This is a genomic window from Flavobacterium anseongense (genome assembly GCF_021608185.1).
GTDB lineage: Bacteria > Bacteroidota > Bacteroidia > Flavobacteriales > Flavobacteriaceae > Flavobacterium > Flavobacterium anseongense.
The window spans coordinates 39,982-57,663 of the sequence record NZ_JAKIHN010000003.1; the positions used below are offsets into that span (position 1 = coordinate 39,982).

The window sequence follows — 17,682 nt, forward strand, 5'->3', positions numbered from 1 at the left end:
TCGCGCAATTGCTTCATTTCCTGTGGAAATAAAGCAATTATTTTCTATCTTCGTTCTTCGTGGTGGAAAGCAAAGCTTTCCTTAAGTCGCAACTGACGCGAAGCCGCGGAACGTTAGTGGCAAGCTATCAGAACGTAAGTTAGAAACAATGAACAAAATCCTAATCACATTTCTCTTAAGCATAATTTGGACAAGTCAATTCTTTGGACAAAATGATATACTTACTGATTCTATTTCCGAAAAAGGGAAACTAATTCAGAAGATTGTTAAGAGTTCAGTTTCCGGAATTAAAATACGGAACACGAATAAAGCCAAGGAATATATTGCTTATAAATTATGTGAACATCAATATGTTGATGTGCAAAAATTGGAAACCATCATTAGTGATAACGAAATTGAACAATTACAAAGTTCACCGAATGGAACTCTAAAATGTGTTGGCTTTATTTTGTTTGCTAAGAGAAACAACAAGAAAGAATTGGTCATGAGTGAGCTAAATAAGATTTTAAAGCAAGAATATACAATAATGACTCAAAGTTGCTCTGATGCAATTTCAACCGAAAGTTTACCTCAATATTGTTATCATTTAATTACCGATAAAAACTTCTTCTTCAAACCAAGTTTTAAGCTTAAGAAAAGAGAGCGGAAAGATTATAGTTTAAAGATGATGGTTTTTGAAATGAAAAAATAGCCAGCCACTAACAGCGGTTTCGCGCAATTGCTGGTTTTTGTTTTTACGTGTTCACGAAAAACGTTTATCTTTAACAGAAAATAATCCGTTCGCTGGCATCGCAACTGTCGCGAAGCCGCGGAACGTTATAGGCAATAACCAGACACTACAATTGATGAAGAAATTTTGGAAAGATGGCTTTGAAATAGACTTTGAAAATAAAAATATAAATCCTTGGACATCACTACTTGTTTTACCGGTGATTGTTTTCTTGCTTTATAATTATGGAAATATGTCAAACGAATTTTTACAAAATAAAGAATGGTTAAAACGCAAAACAGAAACCAATATTGAAGGAGTTGTGTTGAAACATGGAGTAGACAGTTCTAATCGAAACACGCCATTTATTAAATTAAAAGGCAAGGAGCTTTATTCTGAAGATTTAGAAATTTGGAAACAAATTGAAGTCGGTGATTCGTTAAGTTCCAAGACTAATTCTCCAATTTTAAATATTTATAAAAAAGATACAGTCATCAAAGTTGATTATAGAGAAATTTATAAAGCTCGTGATAGTGGAATGAGAGCTAATTAAGATAAGTTACTGCCTATAACAGCCGTTTGGCGAAACAGCTAGTTTTGTGCGTTTTGGAAAATCCGCTGGATTTTCCAATTTAGATTTTCTATCATATTTTTTCTTAAATTGCCGCTGCTTCGCCAAGCGGCGGAACGTTACCAGTAATATTTTCAACCATGCATAAAGTACACGAATTTCTTTCCGAATTGAACGAAACCGAATTAGCATATTTTGCCAAATTCAAGTTGAAAACTTATATGCCGGAAACTCAAAGAGAAATAGAGAAGTATATTGAGAGAAAAGGTATGGGCGCAGAGAAAATTGAAAAACTCATCGCAGAAAATAATGGAATAAGTGAAATCTCTAAAAATGAAACTTGTCCAAGATGCGGAAGCCAAAAATTACTCAAAAGAAAAGTCGAGTGGACAAACACAATAGACAAACCTTTTAATGGCGACGATGAAGTTGCTGCACTTGATGGTTTTTCGGGACAAGCTACAATTAAGGATGAAATAAGTTGTAATGTTTGTGGATTTTGGATTGAAGATCCAAACCGTGAAAATCCAACAAATTTTACGCAGAAAATAAAAGGAAGTGTTATTGGATTTATTGATGGAATATTGGGAAGTTCTTAAAAAAAATACTACTGGTAACAGCCGTTTGGCGCAATAGCTTGTTTGTCGTTCTTGGAAAATACTCTGAACTTCAGCATTTCTTATTACATTTTTCTTTAACTTGCCGCTACTACGCCAAGCGGCGAAACGTTAGCAGCAAGTTTCGACAACCTTATCTTAAAAAAGATGAAAATATATTACTTCTTATTATTTGTTTTGATTGCATCTTGTCAAAAAGGACAATCTCCTGAATTGAATAAAGAAAAGAATTTAGAAGTAAATGTATCTGGAAATGCAAAAACAGAATTAAGATTCCGAAATGCTAAACAAAATGAGACTGTTAAAGATGATAGCTTAACCACACATTTTAAATTTGATAAACTTAAAGAATTGCAATGCAAAACTAAATTCTTATCTGAAAATGATTTTGAAAATGAAGAATCATTCATTCGCGAATATGAGATTAAAATATCTGACACATTACTGATAAACGTTCTACGAGAACAAAGAAAAGGTAACGTTTATGATTACGTATATTTTTATAAAGGAAAGAATTTTAATGTCATAAATTATTATGGCAAAATGTTTTCCAGAAAATCCGAGTTATATTTTGACTTTGAATCCCGGCAAGCGTATAAAATTTCAAACGATAAACTCTTGCTTCGCGAACAACCATCAACTTGGTGCGGTTTGGCTAACCAAATGGACTTTTTTCAAATCGTTGATTTAAAGAATATGGAAATCTCTCAGTTTGTGGATTATGATACTATAGTAAAATAAAAACCTGCTGCTAACAGCCGTTTGGCGCAATAGCTAGTTTGTCTTTCTTGGAAAATACTCTGAACTTCAGTATTTCTTATTACATTTTTCTTTAACTTGCCGCTACTACGCCAAGCGGCGGAACGTTAGCTGCCATTTTATGACACGAATCATTTTTTTAGCACTTTTAATTTCATTCTCTTCATTCGCCCAATTGCGAAAAGAACTTCCATTTACAAAAGATAGTGATACAACTTATTGGATGAAATACAGAAATAAAACTTATGAAGCAGTTAACGAAAATGACATTTTCTTTAGATTACAAACTCCATGTGTTTCAATTGAGGTTTCAAAAACGAAAGGCAATATAAAAGGAACAGTTGAGTTTTTCGCCAGAGAGATAGATGAATTCAAAGATTCAACAAGCGTATTTAAGAGAAAATTTAATTTCGACAGTGATACAACTTTAAGAATTTTTAAGCTCATCGATAGTCTAAAAATAAACTCCATTCCGAGTGACAAATATATTCCTAGGTGGCAACAAGGATTTGATGGAATAACATATATCATCGAATATAAAGACTCTATTCAGCATTCTTTCAAAAACTATTGGACACCGAAAGCACAAGACAATTTGGAAGAAGCAGTGAGAATCCAAAACTTTGTGAATAGAATTTATACACTCGTCAACTCTGAAAAGTTAAGCGCAATTTTCCAAAATGAAATTCCGTTTCGTTGCTGGACCTGTAATCTTACATGCATCTGCCGAGGAATGACAAGAGAACAGTACAAAGAGTATAAAAAGATGAAGCGTAAATTCAGGAAACAAAACGGCAGCTAACAGCGGTTTTGCGCCATAGCTAGTTTATCTTTCTTGGAAAATACACTGAACATCAGAATTTCTTATTACATTTATCCTTAACTTGCCGCTACGGCGCAAAGCCGCGGAACGTTATGTGCAATATTAAATCACGTTTTTCTTAAATAGAAACAATGAAAATAAAGATTATTATACTCCTATTATTTTTTGCGAATTCATGTACACAGAATTCTAAACAGAAAGATCAATTTAAATCGTCAGATGTTCCAAAAGAATATCAAGACTTATTGATTAAAGTTGAGACTATTAGGATAGGCATGATTAATTATATGAAAGAAGTGAATCCAGACTATACAGAAAAAGATGTAAATCAATGCGTAACGATTTTACATAACTATATATTAGAACTCGCAAAGAGTAATTCAAAAGCCGATGGAATGGAAATTGTCAAGTCGAAAATCCAAGAGTTAAATGAACTCAATAAAAATTGCGGTGAACAACTCATTGAAACTGGCGAAAGGGAACAAATAGCAGAAGTAATCATTTTAGCAGGCAATAAAAAAGGTTATAACTCAAAGGACGAAGATATAACTGAAGCGTGGCGAGAATGGTAATACTGCACATAACAGCGGTTTCGCGCAATTGCTGGTTTTTATTTTTATGTGTTCACGAAAAACATTTATCTTTAACAGAAAATAATCAGTTCGCTGGCATCGCAACTGTCGCGAAGCCGCGGAACGTTATGCACAATTATTATGACGAAACTGCAAATTATAACACTTTTTATCTCGGTAACTTGTTTTTCTCAAGGGATAAAATATAACTTATATCTGAAAGATCAATGTTCTGGAAATGTTGAGACTTCACTTTTTTATACATTAGAAAAAGACGGAAAGAAATATAATTCCTTCGACGAAAATCCTATTACATTACCGACAGCTGGAATTTACAAACTTACAGCTACAGAAATTGGCGAGGAATATGAAATCGTTATTAAACAAAATAGAAATTCAGACACTTTAAATTTACCATCAATCAAAACATTTGTTGAGCAAACAAACGCCTCATTTACAAAAAAGACAAGTGATTCCGAGAAACAAAAAATCCGAATGTCAATGTCAGAGCGTTATCTAGATTGTGGAATAGTTTGTAATGGTTATAAAGTTGGAAAATATTCAAATGGAAAAGTAAAGTTTGAGGGAACGTTTGAGAATGGATTTCCAATTGGAGAATTTAAAATGTTTTATCAAAACGGAAAAATTAAAGAAGTTTCCTTTTATGAAAAATACGCTTTACTCAAATCGAGAAAAGAATATGATATAAATGGGAATTTAATTGCTCAATAACTGTGCATAACAGCGGTTTCGCGCTATAGCTAGTTTTATTTTTCTTGGAAAATACTCAGTTCACTCCTATTTCGACTTTCTACCAAATTTTTCATTAACTTGCCGCTACAGCGCGAAGCCGCGGAACGTTAGTGGCAACCTTCACAGAAATCGCTTAAAAAAGACATTATGCATAGAGTTTTTGAATACATAATGGAAATTATTGGATGGCTTCAAATTGTTGCTTCGCCGCTTTTAATTGGTTTAGGAATTGCAGCTTTTATATATTTTCCAAATCCAACCGAAATAAGACTGATTATTGCGATTATTGTTGCTTTATTGGGCTTATTTATCGGAATAGTTTGGGCAAACAGAATATGGAAGACTAAAGGAACGATGTGGTTTGTTTCTCAAGTTAGCGCAACACCAGACTTGGACAATTTGACTGGAAAAGAAACTGGAAAAGAAACTGGAAAAGAAACTGGAAAAGAAACTGGAAAAGAAACTGGAAAAGAAACTGGAAAAGAAACTGGAAAAGAAACTGGAAGAGAAACTGGAAAAAAATAAAGGCAGCCACTAACAGCCGTTTCTCGCAATTGCGAAATTTACGGTAAGTTCAAGTTCAGTTTCCGCAATAATTTTTATCTTAGCAGAAAGTACGCAGTTCCGCAATTCGCAACTGACGAGAAGCGGCGGAACGTTAGCACCAATTTGCCGAACCGACATTCATAAGATGAAAACAATTTTATCAATATTATTTTTCTTTTCTATTTCCAATGTGAAAGCGCAAAATATAGACGCGATAAAACTATCGAAAGTAAAAGAGAGTGTTATTTGCTTTTATTGCGTAAATGAAAATTCAAAAGTAGTAACTGAAGTTTCCAAACTAATCAAAGCCAAAAAATACGAAGAAATTCAAAAGTTGATGTTGTCAAAAAATCCAGCAGAAAAATATCTTGCAGCCGTAACTTTTGAGAAGTTGATTGCTTTGAAAAAAGTAACTGGAAATGATGCTGAAAAGAAATTAATCAAAGAAGTTTACAATTCAAAAGATACGCTTTACACTTACTCCAACGACACTTACATTCAAGCAAAACCAATTAAAGATTATATTTACTCAAAAGAAGACAACCTAATTTGGAGCCAAACAGAAAAGTGGTTGGAGAAAATTTTGAAGTAAGCAAACTGGTGCTAACAGCCGTTTGGCGAAACAGCTAGTTCTGTGCGCTTTGGAAAATCCGCTGGATTTTCCAATTTGGATTTTCTAACATAATTTTTCTTAAATTGCCGCTGCTTCGCCAAGCGGCGGAACGTTATGAGCAATATCACAAACTATATTTTGAAAAAGACAATTTTCTTAACTTTTTTAATTATTGGATTGAACAGTTTTTCACAAGAAAACATTCAATTAAAAAAACTCTTATCAGAAAGATTTCCTGTTAAAGAATCTTTTGTTGCAGACGGTATTTGGATATATTATCCGAAAGATAATGAACCAAGAAAACTCAAGAAACCAATTATTGAAAAAGGGCTGACTGGATATGAGCTTTACACTGTAGATATTGTAAATTTTCTCGACCAACATATCTTAGATTCTGATTGTTTAATTCTATTCAACAAATCTCAAAATAAGATAATTTTTGGGCCTCCGATTTGGTACAGTGGTTTAGAAAAAGAGTTCTATAAAAGTTTTATTGGTTTTAAGTTTGAAGACAAAACTGAAATAGAAGCATTTGTCAAAGAATTTCAAAGCTTAATACTCAATGGCGCAAATGAAACAATAGACAATACAAAAATTGATGATACAAGTGCTACATTCGATATGTTCCGCGTTGTTGAAAATGGAGCTTATAGAAGAATTAAACTTGTATTTGAAAAAATGGTTTTAATAAAAATTGAAGATTTAAATCCAAATACATTAGAAGTTGATGATGTAATAGAATAAATACTGCTCATAACAGCGGTTTCACGCAATGCCTGGTTCCGATTTTCCTCAGCCGGAAAATCGAAAAGGAAATTTACATATATTTACAACTAATCACTAAAGGCGTCGCCACTGCGTGAAGCCGCGGAACGTTATAAGCAAGCTTTCCCAACGAGACACTAAATGGAAATACTAGGACGAATTCTTGACAGAGAAATAAAATTCGAAGTGTATGACACTTCCAAAAATTGGATTGCAGATTTTCCAAAAGGAAATTGGTGTTTAGTCATTATTGCAGAAGAAGAAAACAGAAATTATTTTGATGAGATAATCCGGAAAGCAATTGACAGAAACGTTGGCTATATTCATAGTGTTGGCAAACAGCATGATTTGATTCATGATTTAGCTGACGAAGAAATTGTAATTCGTGAAGTTGAAAATCTTTATTTGCCAAAACATGTTATTATGACAACTGGAGATGAAGATTTTGAAAATGGAATTTGGTTTGGAACTTATGTAACGCATAATGAAGAAACAGAAATTACACAAGTGGTAATTCTTGATGTTAGCAGAAACGCTCGTGAAAAAACAATCGAATTGATAAAGAAATTTGAATCAGGTTACTTGCCAGAAGATTAACAAAGCCTGCTTATAACAGCGGTTTCGCGCAATTGTTGGTTCTTGTTTTTACGTGTTCACGAAAAACGTTTATCTTTAACAGAAAATAATCCGTTCGCTGGCTTCACAACTGACGCGAAGCCGCGGAACGTTATGCGTCAGTTTTCCCCTAACCTAGAACTACTGTTGTCGAATTGACGAAAACAGAAAACTATCAGAAGAATATCATTAGATGTTTGAAGAATATTAACTTCCATCAGAAGATTATTAAATACCAACAGAAGAATACTGAGTATAATCAGAAGAATATCGAGTATGATTGAAAGAATATTGAATACCAACAGAAGAATATTGAGTACAATCAGAAGAATATTGAGTATGATTGGAAGAATATTGAATACTAACACAAGAATATTTACATCCAACAGAGAAATATATGTTGACGTCAAAAGAAACCGGCAAAGTAATGCGTGAAAAAATGTTGTGGAGAAAGAAAACCGAACGCATAACAGCCGTTTGGCGTAATAGCTCGTTTGTCTTTCTTGGAAAATACTCTGAACTTCAGCATTTCTTATCATATTTTTCTTTAACTTGCCGCTACTACGCCAAGCGGCGGAACGTTACCAGTAATTTATAAACACGTATGAATTTAAACGAGACAATTGAAAAATATAAGTATTTGACAGAAGTCTGTGCTGGAACAGATTACTCAGACAAAAGTTCCGTCAAGAAGCATAATCAATCCGTAAAAAAGATGTACGAAATAGTAAATAGTTTGCTGGAAAAGTTTGGCGGAAATGGATTAGTCGAATTTGAAAAGTTATTGTTGGTAAAAGAAAACAAAACCAATGTTTGGGCTTCAGTTCATTTACTTGAAAAACTAAATCTCGAAAAGGAAGCTGAAAAAGAAGCCCTGAAAATAATTAGAGAAATTTCAAAAGGAAATGATACAGATGCATTGGGTTTCCAATATTGGTTGAAAAATTGGGAAGCTAAAGAAAAATAAACTACTGGTAACAGCCGTTTGTCGCAATGGCTGGTATCGATTTTCCAAAAATGGAAAATCGAGCGCCGGAAATTTTCATATCTTTACCACTAACCGTTTAGCTTGTCGCCACTGACGACAAGCGGCGGAACGTTGTGCGCAATATTCACCACTATTGTTTAATATGAGACAAAATGAAAGCTGGTTTGAAAATTTAACAGAATCTCAAGTGAGATATCGAATCCTTTTTGTGCTTCTTGCTATTGGCATTTTCATTTTTGTATTTCAAAAAAATATCGTGAAGGAATTCAATTGGTATGAACAGAATAAGGAATGGCGAAAGAACGAATTTGAGGAAAAGTATTTTGGAATTGTTGTAAACAAAGGCAGAGATAACCGCAACAATACTTTCATAATCCTTAAAGATTCAAAAAATAAAATATTTCAAAACGAAGAAAAAATTTGGAAAAAAATATACGTTGGTGATTCGGTAGTAAAACAAGCTAAATCCAAATCACTTTATGTAATACGTGGAAAAAAAACTATGATTATAGACTTAGATGATGCTTATAAATATCGTGATAGTTTAATAAGAGCCGGAAAGTATTAAATACTGCGCACAACAGCCGTTTGGCGAAACAGCTAGTTTTGTGCGTTTTGGAAAATCCGCTGGATTTCCCAATATGGATTTTCTAACATAATTTTTCTTAAATTGCCGCTGCTTCGCCAAGCGGCGGAACGTTAGCAGTAATTGTTTACCAACATCTCACAAAAATGGACGTTATGAAAAAAGAATATTACGTAACAATATATTCTACAAGTAGATTTTGTATTGCTGGCGCTATACTTCTATGCTCATTTACGATTTTATTTAAAGACAACTTTCCAAAACAAGAGGGTTTCTTTTCATTTTTATTATTTATTGGAATGTTAATACCATCACTCCTATTAGCAAGACTTGTTTCAATTGCAACAGTGAAGGTTGTTTTCACCCAAGAAGCCTTTTTTCATATTTGGAAAAGGAGATTTGTGTTAAGTTGGGAAAAGGATATAGAAATTCCATGGAATATTGTCGACAAATGCCATTTCGAAAGTTTCAGAACTCTTGATAGTATAGTTGTAAGTCTTAAAAATAAAACTAAGTATAAAATTAGTAGACAGAATTTTTTTCCTGACGATGATGATTTTGGAAAATTAGCAGAAGATTTCCCGAAGTTTATAAAAGTATTAGTGGAAAATAATAGTGAAAAAGAGATAACAACTACTGCTAACAGCCGTTTGGCGTAATAGCTTGTTTGTCTTTCTTGGAAAATACTCTGAACTTCAGTATTTCTTATTACATTTTTCTTTAACTTGCCGCTACTACGCCAAGCGGCGGAACGTTATAGCTAATTGCCTCTCCAAGTTTACTCAGAAATATAGCGGTTGAAAAGATGCTTTGGAATAGAAGGTTACAGGTTTGAATCCAGTCGAGGTCACTTAATAAGCCTATTTTTAAAAGCTCAACAATTTAAGAAGATTAAAAATTATATTAAATAAAAATAATTAACATATATTTAGACATTTAACTTTCAATAATACATTCTATTTTTTGTTCGTATTAACAAATAATATTCAATCTTATAAAAAACATTAATTATGAAGAATTTATTTTTTTTATTAATAGTTATCTTAATCCTTAGTTGTTCCTCAAACAGCGATAACTCAAATTCTACAGAATCAATAGCACCAAGTAATTTAACTGGTAATACAATTTCCACAACACAAATAAATTTAACTTGGATAAATAATTCCAATAATAATGCTGCATTTGACATTTATAGAAAATCACCAACTAATAGTTATACAATAGTTGGCAATGTAAGTTCCGGAATTACTACATTCAGTGATATCAGTTTAATGCCTAACACTTTATATACTTATAAAGTATCTTTAAGTGGGGACAATTTTTTCACTAACGAAATATCAATTTCTACAAGTAATATAACTTACCTAAATGGAACTGGTGTGAATGATTTATGTGGTAATTCATATCCAAGTATAATAATAAATAATAAAGAATGGATGAAAAAAAATTTAAGTACATGCCAATATAGAAACGGAGATATTATACCGCAAGTACAAGATCAAACACAATGGTCAAATTTAACCACAGGAGCTTGGTGCTATTATTTAAATAATTCAGCTAACGAAACTGTTTATGGTAAATTATATAATTGGTATGCTGTAAATGACCCAAGAGGTTTAGCGCCTCAAGGCTGGCATATTCCAAGTGATATTGAATGGCAGTCTTTGTCAAATTATTTAGGAGGTGATAATTTTGCTGGAGGCAAAATGAAAGGAGGAAATTTGTGGCGAACCCCAAATAATGGTTCCTTGAATGAAAGTGGATTTACAGCTCTTCCAGCAGGTCTTAGATTTGGTGATGGAACCTATACAACAGATACCAACGACACAACCAATTTTTGGAGTTCAACACAAAATGATAATATATCAGCAAAATATCGTGGTTTATATTATGGTTTTACTAATCTCTCGTTTGGAACATATGGCAAAAAATCTGGATGGTCTGTAAGATGTATTAAAGATTGATCAAAAATAACTTGAAAAGTTTGCGTTGAAATCTTTCTCAGAAAAATAGGCTGAAAAAAAGCAAGCTGAAATGCTACGGAATTTGGAATCTGAAAAAGAAACTGGCAAAGTTTGCGTGCTCAAGTTGACGTGAGGCAACTAGCTATAACAGCCGTTTCTCGCAATTGCGAATTTTGTGGTAAGTTCACGTTTACGTTTCGCAAGAATTTTTATCTTTAACAGAAAATAATTCGTTCCGAACTTCGCAACTGACGAGAAGCGGCGGCACGTTGTACGCAAGCTTTTAGAACTTTATCTTTAAAAACGCAATATGGAAATAATCTTATCAATAATCGGTGGTTTTTTAATTGGTTACTTTACTTCATATTTCAATGAGAAAGGAAAAAATAAAGCTGCAATTGAAGACACGCAACAATTAACAGAAGAAAGAGAAAAAGTTACTTCCAAATACAACTTAGATAGTACTCGACGTAAAATTCAATACGAAACAAAAAGTAGTGCTTATATGAAATACTTCAATCTTTTAGATGAGCAATCTCAAATTGGAAATATAGAAGCGCAAGAAGAATTTCTTCCAATTATTGCAAAATTTAATACTGATTATTTATCTAACATTGGTAACACAAAGAAAGAAGCGAGTGCCGCAGCAGAATTTTCAAACTCAACTCAAAAATTGATGCTAAAATCTCAAGAAAGATATCATAAATTTAAAAATGAAACCAACGCATTAAAATTAATTGCTGGTGAAAGTGTTTTGTATTACCTTAATGAAATGGACAGAGTTTCTCAATTATCATTTGATGTTTCAGCACAAATGATGAAAGATATGGGGAAAAACATAATTGCTAAAGACTTGTCAGCTCTAAATACTCAAAAAGATTATCTTGAAGATTTAGCTAAACAGACAAATGAGCTAAAAGAGAAACTTGTTAACGAAATTAGACAGGAATTATCAGAGATATAGGTAAGCCTGCGTACAACAGCCGTTTGTCGCAATGGCTGGTACCGATTTTCCGTAAACGGAAAATCGAGCGCCGGAAAATTTACATATCTTTACACCTAACCGTTAAGCTTGCCGCCACTGACGACAAGCGGCGGAACGTTAGCAGTAATTCCCAAAAACGCCTTCAATGAAAAGATTCGCCCAAATTATCTCGACTATATTTTTGATATTAATTTTAAGCTCTTGTAACAAAAAAGAAAATATTCCAGCAGAAAAAAAAGCAATTATGGAGTATCAAAAGCATAGGAAGTTTATCTCTGATTATCATACTAATTTCTTAAAAAAGTTGAGATTGAAAACAAATCGTATAGAAGTTTGCTCTTATAAATTGAGTGGAAAAACTACGCAGGACACAACAAAAGTTTTAACAACAACAAATTTAGTCACTTTAGATAAGTTAAAGACTTTTAATACTTTTTTTGACTCGTTAAAAAACCATGGTTACTGTTGTTGTCTAAAAACTCATTATACCATGAAGCTATTTAATAAAAATAAAATGCTTAAAAGGTATAATGTAGACACTATACAGCGGAAAGGAAAAGCACTTATATTCGACACAGATTATCAAACTTCTTATGTTATAACTTTAAAAGATTGGCATAATTTAATCGAATAAGGAACTACTGCTAACAGCCGTTTGTCGCAATGGCTGGTATCGATTTTCCAAAAATGGAAAATCGAGCGCCGGAAATTTTCATACCTTTACCACTAAACGTTAAGCTTGCCGCCACTGACGACAAGCGGCGGAACGTTATGTGATACTTATAAACCCTGCAAAATAGAATTTATGGCTGAAACAAAAAAAACAAACTGGAAAACTACAGATAAAAGATTTGTAGCATTTTTAGATATTCTTGGATTTAAGGATAGTGTAATGAGAAATAGCCATGAAGACATATATTCAAAATTAACTTCAATTAATAAAATAAAAAAAACAATTGAAAATAGTAATAATAATGTAAGTCTTGCAGAGTATTATTTTGATTCTGAAGTCTATATAGTAAACTTTTCAGATTCAATTGTAATATTTTCAAAAAATGATGATTTGCATAATTTTGAGTATTTTTTGGTAACAGTTCGTTATTTATTTGGGAAATGTATTGGAAATGGCATACCTATAAAAGGAGGAATTGCTTATGGAGATGTTAGTGTTAACAAATCTGAACAAATTTATTTTGGGCAACCTATAATAGATGCATATTTATTAGAAGAAGATTTAAACCACTTTGGAATTGTTTTACATAATTCTGTAGATAAATATATTCTTGAAAACAATAAAGATTTATTAAGTTTAAAATACTTTGAAAAATGTCTTTTCAACTACAAAGTTCCTTTAAAATATGGAAAAATACATCATTCAAACATTAATTGGTTCAAGCTTTTAATTGACACAACAGATTCAGATGATTTTGATTTGAAGAAAAATGAAATTTTAAATAAACTCAATGCTTTTTATGTAACTTGTTCAGGTAGTCCAAGAAAATATGTAGATAATTCAATAGATCTATTTGAAGAGTTAATAAATAAGTCGATAATAAACTTAGACAAAAAAAGCATCACATAACAGGCGTTTGGCAAGATTGCGAATTTTGTAGTAAATTCACGTTTACATTTCGCAAGAAATTTTATCTTTGATAGAAAATAATAGGTTCCGAAGTTCGCAACCTCGCCAAGCGCCGGAACGTTACCGGCAAGCGAAAATCACGTTTATCTTAAAAAGAAACTATGGAAATCGGAAAACAATTTAATAGCCTGAGTTTTGAAGAATATCAATTCTATATTGAAAACCATAAAAGCTATACAGATTTCAATACTTTAGGACTATACCGTTCTCTTTCTGAGAATGAAAATTTAAGCATTGAGGAAAAAATAAAGGTTAGAGATTTAGCCAATACTATATTTCAGAAAACGTTTGACTTCCTTCAAGTAAAAGATCCTTGGACTTATATAAAAGTAGAAACTTTAGGATTAGAAATTACAAATGGAGATAAAGAAGAAATGTGGCGGAAAATAAGAAAGAATCAAGAGAAAATATTGCGTGAAAAAAGAATCAGACATCAAAATTTTGGAGAATATTCAAAACATAATTGCGGTTACGAAACTTGTCCAATGAACGGCATAATGATTAAACAAGGGTCATGGCTTGCGGAATATGGAATGTGTCTTGGGAATATCAATAAGTATGTTCAAAAGCAAAAGTCTGAAAGAAGAAAATTAGACAGAAAAAATGAAACTCAAATCATAAAAAAAGAGTTGGACTTAGAATAACTCGCCAGCCGGTAACAGCGGTTTAGGGTAACGTTCCAAAGTTAGTGACAACTCAACATTCAACACATAACCAATTAAAAATCAGCAATAATTCAAAAAAACTTAACAAAAAGACGGGCAGTATAGCTCGTCTTTTTATGTTTGACAAAGTCTTAAAACAAACAAAATGATAAAAAATGACACCTCGTGTTTCAAAGTTAGTGATACCGGAATATGCCCCAATTGCAAATCAAAAAAAATCATCAAAAATGGATTTACTAAAAACCGAAAACAGCAATATTATTGCAATTGTTGTTACAAACGCTTTATCGACTTTTATACTAATAATTCCTATAGAGTAGACGATAAAATTATAATTCAATTAACTAAAGAAGGATTAGGAATCAGAAGTTCAGCAAGAGTCTTGCAAATATCTCCAACAACATTATTAAAGCGAATCATTGCAATTGCAAAACGAATACCCAACCAACCTATTTATATGGGTAAGACTTATGAGGTCGATGAGATGAGATGCTTTGTCAGAAACAAAAAAAAACAAATTTGGATAGTCTACGCTTTGGAAAGAACTACCAAAAAAATAGTAAGTTTTGCCATCGGAAGAAGAACAAAAAAAACATTGCAAAACGTAATTAACACTCTTTTGCTTTCTCAACCAAAAACCATTTATACAGATGGACTAAGGCACTATAAATCACTAATTGGCACAAGCATTCACAAAGTAAAACGGTTCCGTACTAATCATATTGAACGTTGCAATCTAACTTTGCGGACTCACCTCAAAAGATTGAACAGGAAAACAATTTGTTTTTCAAGAAACTTTAGTGTCCTGCAATGCATACTTCGAATTTATTTTTGGGCTTAGTCACAATTTTCGGGATGACTCATAAAAGCCTGAGAACTCAAGAATTTGTAAATCAAATCATTATATTTGTTTTAAAATCAACTCTATGCATTTACGTTTACTCCTATTTCTGTTTATTATTCTGTTTCCTTTATCCAACGCAAAGTCTCAGGATAAAAAGAAGATTGACAGTCTTACCCAAAAATTACATAAGACAAAAGACCCTAATGTAAAATTCAAACTTTATCAGCAATTAGCTATTTTAGAAGAACCGAAAAGTAAGTACATCAACCGAATGCTTCTCAATGCTGAGCTAAGCGGAGACAACGAACTACAATTACGCACTTATTTTTTCTTACCAAATCTATCACAAGACTCCGCACAATATTATTTTGACAAAATGTATGCCTTGGCTAAAGAGAAAAAAAACAAGGAATACCAAGGATGGTATTATTTAGGTAGTGGTGCCGTTCAACATTATTTAAAAAACAATACAGTTAAAGCCCTGGAATTGGCGCGAGAAGCAAATGAAATAGCAATGGAAAATGATCTCGATTCGCTTGCTTTTGAAGTAAACGGTTTCATTGGCAGTGTTCATGCCGAAAAAGGTGAAAGATTACTGGAATACAAATCATGCATGTTACAGCTTTCATTAGCAGAAAAAATAAAAGATGGTAGGGCAGCTTTACGCACTTATTGGCAGCTGTTTTGGTTTTATAACAATTTAAAACAATATCCAAAGGCAAAGGAAAATGCCTTGAAAATATTAGAAACCGGAAAGAAGAAAAATTGGCCAGACTGGATTGAAGGCGGTTACCACCTTCTGACTCACTATTATACTAATGTTAAGGAATTTGAAACGGCCAAGCACTATTATAATGAAACTAATAAGATTCGGAAGAAAAATCACTCTCTAGTAAAAGAAGATGACGACCTATTGGACATATACACCAATGCTAAAGATTTTAAAAAAGTGTTACGGCTTTTACAAAAGGATGACGTCAAAAAGAATTTCTTCAAAAATGGCAGTAAAGGCTACGATTATTATGATCAATTGGCAAATACCTATACGAAATTAGGCATGGCTGATTCGGCATTTATTTCCCTAAAAAAAATGAAAGCTTCTATTACAAAATATGAAGTCAATAATTGGAGGTATTATGATCGAATGGGTAACTACTTTAAACTTATTAATAATCCCGATAGTGCTGCTGTTTATTATGCTAAAGCCGATTCAGGAACCGGTATTGCTAACAATGTTGAAGCACGTATTGAACGCTATGCTAATCTTGACACCTTATTTTCACGCAAAGGGAACTATCAGAAATCATATCATTATAAAACACTTTGGATGCAATACAAAGACAGTGCAGCAACACTCTCCAAAGAAGGTGATTTGGTAGTATTGGAGATTGATAACGAAAACCAACGAATGGAAGCCGAAAGAAGAGCTAGTCACACTATTCAATATATGGGAATAACAGCCGGATTGGCATCAATATTTATCTTACTGGTGCTATTAGGAGCATTTAGTTCAAGCACTGCAATTATTAGAGGATTGGGCTTTTTTGCTTTTATCTTCTTTTTTGAATTCCTGATTCTATTGTTTGACAATATCATTCACAAACTAACTCATGGTGAGCCATGGAAAATACTCTCTATTAAAATCGTTTTGATTGCCATACTCTTACCTCTACATCATTACGTAGAACATAAAGTTGTAAATCATTTGCTACAGCGAAAGAAAATCAGATTTCTCAGATGGAAAAAAGTAACATCGCAAACACCTTTACCTATAGAGAATGAGGATATTAAGAAATGACAAGCATCTTTATAAACTCATAGGGCTCTGGGTTTAGCCGTGAGACATTATTGAAATGTAAAGCGCAGACTCAGGATTTTAACACTTTTGTTCTGAAAAAAAATATAAGTTTGCTATTAAAAAGATTACTAAAAATAGCTAACCCAAAAAATGAAGAAAACAATATTATTGACATTAGTAATAATGGCAATAGTCTCAAATCAATCACAAGCACAATTCTCTTATGGTGACAAATGGTATAACAACCCTTTGGGGTTTGAACCTCTGAAACTTCACACTTCAATGGGATTCATAATTCCTGCAGCGGCAGTTGGTACTTGCCTATTGATTACAAAGAAAAATCCTTCACTAAAACAAAAGATTTCTATTTACAATGAAATTGGACTATCTTGGGGCTATAAATATCCAAATACTTTTTTGCCTCAAAACAACACTGGAATTAATTATCAACTTCGAAAATTTATGTCCATAGGAATGGAATTTGACATTGTTTTTGCAAAAGACAACTTCAACTCAACTACAGGATTTGCATTAAGGCCTTTTGCTAGATTCTATCCAATAAACAAAGAAAAATGGAGACTTTACTTTGAATCTGGTGGTGGATTAATTTATACATTAACCGAATTTCCAAAACCAACTGATCAAGATAGTAGACTTGGATTAAAATTAAATGGAATAACAAAATATGGTGTCGGCACTGATGTTAACATTTCAAAATCAACAGCAATAATGTTTGGTATTAGACACATACATATCTCTAATGGAAATGCAAAAGGAGAAGAGCGAAATCCATCACACGACAGCAACGGATTTTTTATAGGTTTATCTCATAGTTTAAAATAGTACCATCCGACAACACTATCTTGC

General features: G+C 32.6%; 23 protein-coding genes. 22 read left to right on the plus strand and 1 reads right to left on the minus strand.

The window, feature by feature from the left end; all coding sequences use genetic code 11:
* Positions 1-148 precede the first annotated feature (148 nt).
* The 11 genes from L1S35_RS05295 (at position 149) to L1S35_RS05345 (ending at position 7,325) form a co-directional block, all read left to right on the plus strand.
* Positions 149-691: a hypothetical protein gene (locus L1S35_RS05295; RefSeq protein ID WP_236397456.1), complete on the plus strand. Its 543-nt coding sequence runs from the start codon at positions 149-151 to the stop codon at positions 689-691.
* 154 nt (positions 692-845) lie between these two features.
* A complete protein-coding gene (locus L1S35_RS05300) occupies positions 846-1,262 on the plus strand; it encodes a hypothetical protein (RefSeq protein WP_236397458.1) in 417 nt (138 codons plus the stop codon).
* A 158-nt stretch (positions 1,263-1,420) separates the two neighbouring features.
* Positions 1,421-1,879 carry a hypothetical protein gene (locus tag L1S35_RS05305; RefSeq protein ID WP_236397462.1) on the plus strand — a complete coding sequence of 153 codons (459 nt, stop codon included), beginning with the start codon at positions 1,421-1,423 and terminating at the stop codon, positions 1,877-1,879.
* Between the two features lie 165 nt (positions 1,880-2,044).
* The gene (locus L1S35_RS05310; protein ID WP_236397465.1) at positions 2,045-2,638 is read left to right on the plus strand and encodes a hypothetical protein; all 594 of its coding nucleotides are present in this window, start codon (positions 2,045-2,047) and stop codon (positions 2,636-2,638) included.
* A 139-nt stretch (positions 2,639-2,777) separates the two neighbouring features.
* Positions 2,778-3,458 carry a hypothetical protein gene (locus L1S35_RS05315; protein WP_236397468.1) on the plus strand — a complete coding sequence of 227 codons (681 nt, stop codon included), beginning with the start codon at positions 2,778-2,780 and terminating at the stop codon, positions 3,456-3,458.
* A 152-nt stretch (positions 3,459-3,610) separates the two neighbouring features.
* The gene (locus L1S35_RS05320) at positions 3,611-4,051 is read left to right on the plus strand and encodes a hypothetical protein (RefSeq protein WP_236397470.1); all 441 of its coding nucleotides are present in this window, start codon (positions 3,611-3,613) and stop codon (positions 4,049-4,051) included.
* Positions 4,052-4,192: 141 nt separating this feature from the next.
* Positions 4,193-4,783, plus strand: coding sequence for a toxin-antitoxin system YwqK family antitoxin (locus L1S35_RS05325; protein ID WP_236397473.1), 591 nt, complete (start codon positions 4,193-4,195; stop codon positions 4,781-4,783).
* 168 nt (positions 4,784-4,951) lie between these two features.
* On the plus strand, positions 4,952-5,329 hold the full coding sequence (locus tag L1S35_RS05330) for a hypothetical protein (RefSeq protein WP_236397476.1): 378 nt from the start codon (positions 4,952-4,954) through the stop codon (positions 5,327-5,329).
* A 166-nt stretch (positions 5,330-5,495) separates the two neighbouring features.
* Entirely contained in the window at positions 5,496-5,942 is a 447-nt protein-coding gene (locus L1S35_RS05335; RefSeq protein ID WP_236397478.1) for a hypothetical protein, read from the plus strand.
* A 159-nt stretch (positions 5,943-6,101) separates the two neighbouring features.
* Positions 6,102-6,707, plus strand: coding sequence for a hypothetical protein (locus L1S35_RS05340; RefSeq protein WP_236397481.1), 606 nt, complete (start codon positions 6,102-6,104; stop codon positions 6,705-6,707).
* 162 nt (positions 6,708-6,869) lie between these two features.
* The gene (locus tag L1S35_RS05345) at positions 6,870-7,325 is read left to right on the plus strand and encodes a DUF7684 family protein (protein WP_236397484.1); all 456 of its coding nucleotides are present in this window, start codon (positions 6,870-6,872) and stop codon (positions 7,323-7,325) included.
* Positions 7,326-7,571: 246 nt separating this feature from the next.
* On the opposite strand, the gene L1S35_RS05350 is transcribed toward L1S35_RS05345, so the two are convergent.
* Positions 7,572-7,811, minus strand: coding sequence for a hypothetical protein (locus L1S35_RS05350; RefSeq protein WP_236397487.1), 240 nt, complete (start codon positions 7,809-7,811; stop codon positions 7,572-7,574).
* A gap of 247 nt (positions 7,812-8,058) precedes the next feature.
* Here L1S35_RS05350 and L1S35_RS05355 point away from each other — a divergent pair, with 247 nt between their 5' ends.
* From L1S35_RS05355 to L1S35_RS05405, 11 genes are all read left to right on the plus strand, one after another.
* Complete coding sequence (locus L1S35_RS05355) at positions 8,059-8,310, plus strand: hypothetical protein (RefSeq protein WP_236397490.1); 252 nt, start codon at positions 8,059-8,061, stop codon at positions 8,308-8,310.
* Between the two features lie 163 nt (positions 8,311-8,473).
* A complete protein-coding gene (locus L1S35_RS05360) occupies positions 8,474-8,899 on the plus strand; it encodes a hypothetical protein (protein ID WP_236397492.1) in 426 nt (141 codons plus the stop codon).
* A 173-nt stretch (positions 8,900-9,072) separates the two neighbouring features.
* Positions 9,073-9,576, plus strand: coding sequence for a hypothetical protein (locus L1S35_RS05365; RefSeq protein ID WP_236397495.1), 504 nt, complete (start codon positions 9,073-9,075; stop codon positions 9,574-9,576).
* A gap of 351 nt (positions 9,577-9,927) precedes the next feature.
* Positions 9,928-10,881 (plus strand): fibrobacter succinogenes major paralogous domain-containing protein, encoded by a 954-nt coding sequence (locus L1S35_RS05370; protein ID WP_236397498.1) that lies wholly within the window; start codon positions 9,928-9,930, stop codon positions 10,879-10,881.
* A gap of 310 nt (positions 10,882-11,191) precedes the next feature.
* Positions 11,192-11,845 (plus strand): hypothetical protein, encoded by a 654-nt coding sequence (locus L1S35_RS05375; RefSeq protein ID WP_236397501.1) that lies wholly within the window; start codon positions 11,192-11,194, stop codon positions 11,843-11,845.
* Between the two features lie 166 nt (positions 11,846-12,011).
* Positions 12,012-12,500, plus strand: coding sequence for a hypothetical protein (locus L1S35_RS05380; protein WP_236397504.1), 489 nt, complete (start codon positions 12,012-12,014; stop codon positions 12,498-12,500).
* A gap of 171 nt (positions 12,501-12,671) precedes the next feature.
* The gene (locus L1S35_RS05385) at positions 12,672-13,448 is read left to right on the plus strand and encodes a hypothetical protein (protein ID WP_236397507.1); all 777 of its coding nucleotides are present in this window, start codon (positions 12,672-12,674) and stop codon (positions 13,446-13,448) included.
* Positions 13,449-13,609: 161 nt separating this feature from the next.
* On the plus strand, positions 13,610-14,152 hold the full coding sequence (locus L1S35_RS05390) for a hypothetical protein (RefSeq protein WP_236397509.1): 543 nt from the start codon (positions 13,610-13,612) through the stop codon (positions 14,150-14,152).
* Between the two features lie 166 nt (positions 14,153-14,318).
* Entirely contained in the window at positions 14,319-15,014 is a 696-nt protein-coding gene (locus tag L1S35_RS05395; RefSeq protein ID WP_236397512.1) for an IS1 family transposase, read from the plus strand.
* A gap of 85 nt (positions 15,015-15,099) precedes the next feature.
* Complete coding sequence (locus L1S35_RS05400) at positions 15,100-16,815, plus strand: hypothetical protein (RefSeq protein WP_236397515.1); 1,716 nt, start codon at positions 15,100-15,102, stop codon at positions 16,813-16,815.
* Positions 16,816-16,965: 150 nt separating this feature from the next.
* Positions 16,966-17,658, plus strand: coding sequence for an acyloxyacyl hydrolase (locus L1S35_RS05405; protein WP_236397519.1), 693 nt, complete (start codon positions 16,966-16,968; stop codon positions 17,656-17,658).
* Positions 17,659-17,682 lie beyond the last annotated feature (24 nt).

What these genes read in the sequence shown, in the direction of transcription:
- L1S35_RS05295 (WP_236397456.1), top strand. Translation starts at nt 149, where the DNA reads ATGAACAAAATCCTAATCACATTTCTCTTAAGCATAATTTGGACAAGT.
- L1S35_RS05300 (WP_236397458.1), top strand. Translation starts at nt 846, where the DNA reads ATGAAGAAATTTTGGAAAGATGGCTTTGAAATAGACTTTGAAAATAAA.
- L1S35_RS05305 (WP_236397462.1), top strand. Translation starts at nt 1,421, where the DNA reads ATGCATAAAGTACACGAATTTCTTTCCGAATTGAACGAAACCGAATTA.
- L1S35_RS05310 (WP_236397465.1), top strand. Translation starts at nt 2,045, where the DNA reads ATGAAAATATATTACTTCTTATTATTTGTTTTGATTGCATCTTGTCAA.
- L1S35_RS05315 (WP_236397468.1), top strand. Translation starts at nt 2,778, where the DNA reads ATGACACGAATCATTTTTTTAGCACTTTTAATTTCATTCTCTTCATTC.
- L1S35_RS05320 (WP_236397470.1), top strand. Translation starts at nt 3,611, where the DNA reads ATGAAAATAAAGATTATTATACTCCTATTATTTTTTGCGAATTCATGT.
- L1S35_RS05325 (WP_236397473.1), top strand. Translation starts at nt 4,193, where the DNA reads ATGACGAAACTGCAAATTATAACACTTTTTATCTCGGTAACTTGTTTT.
- L1S35_RS05330 (WP_236397476.1), top strand. Translation starts at nt 4,952, where the DNA reads ATGCATAGAGTTTTTGAATACATAATGGAAATTATTGGATGGCTTCAA.
- L1S35_RS05335 (WP_236397478.1), top strand. Translation starts at nt 5,496, where the DNA reads ATGAAAACAATTTTATCAATATTATTTTTCTTTTCTATTTCCAATGTG.
- L1S35_RS05345 (WP_236397484.1), top strand. Translation starts at nt 6,870, where the DNA reads ATGGAAATACTAGGACGAATTCTTGACAGAGAAATAAAATTCGAAGTG.
- L1S35_RS05350 (WP_236397487.1), bottom strand. Translation starts at nt 7,811, where the DNA reads ATGCGTTCGGTTTTCTTTCTCCACAACATTTTTTCACGCATTACTTTG.
- L1S35_RS05355 (WP_236397490.1), top strand. Translation starts at nt 8,059, where the DNA reads ATGTACGAAATAGTAAATAGTTTGCTGGAAAAGTTTGGCGGAAATGGA.
- L1S35_RS05360 (WP_236397492.1), top strand. Translation starts at nt 8,474, where the DNA reads ATGAGACAAAATGAAAGCTGGTTTGAAAATTTAACAGAATCTCAAGTG.
- L1S35_RS05365 (WP_236397495.1), top strand. Translation starts at nt 9,073, where the DNA reads ATGAAAAAAGAATATTACGTAACAATATATTCTACAAGTAGATTTTGT.
- L1S35_RS05370 (WP_236397498.1), top strand. Translation starts at nt 9,928, where the DNA reads ATGAAGAATTTATTTTTTTTATTAATAGTTATCTTAATCCTTAGTTGT.
- L1S35_RS05375 (WP_236397501.1), top strand. Translation starts at nt 11,192, where the DNA reads ATGGAAATAATCTTATCAATAATCGGTGGTTTTTTAATTGGTTACTTT.
- L1S35_RS05380 (WP_236397504.1), top strand. Translation starts at nt 12,012, where the DNA reads ATGAAAAGATTCGCCCAAATTATCTCGACTATATTTTTGATATTAATT.
- L1S35_RS05385 (WP_236397507.1), top strand. Translation starts at nt 12,672, where the DNA reads ATGGCTGAAACAAAAAAAACAAACTGGAAAACTACAGATAAAAGATTT.
- L1S35_RS05390 (WP_236397509.1), top strand. Translation starts at nt 13,610, where the DNA reads ATGGAAATCGGAAAACAATTTAATAGCCTGAGTTTTGAAGAATATCAA.
- L1S35_RS05395 (WP_236397512.1), top strand. Translation starts at nt 14,319, where the DNA reads ATGATAAAAAATGACACCTCGTGTTTCAAAGTTAGTGATACCGGAATA.
- L1S35_RS05400 (WP_236397515.1), top strand. Translation starts at nt 15,100, where the DNA reads ATGCATTTACGTTTACTCCTATTTCTGTTTATTATTCTGTTTCCTTTA.
- L1S35_RS05405 (WP_236397519.1), top strand. Translation starts at nt 16,966, where the DNA reads ATGAAGAAAACAATATTATTGACATTAGTAATAATGGCAATAGTCTCA.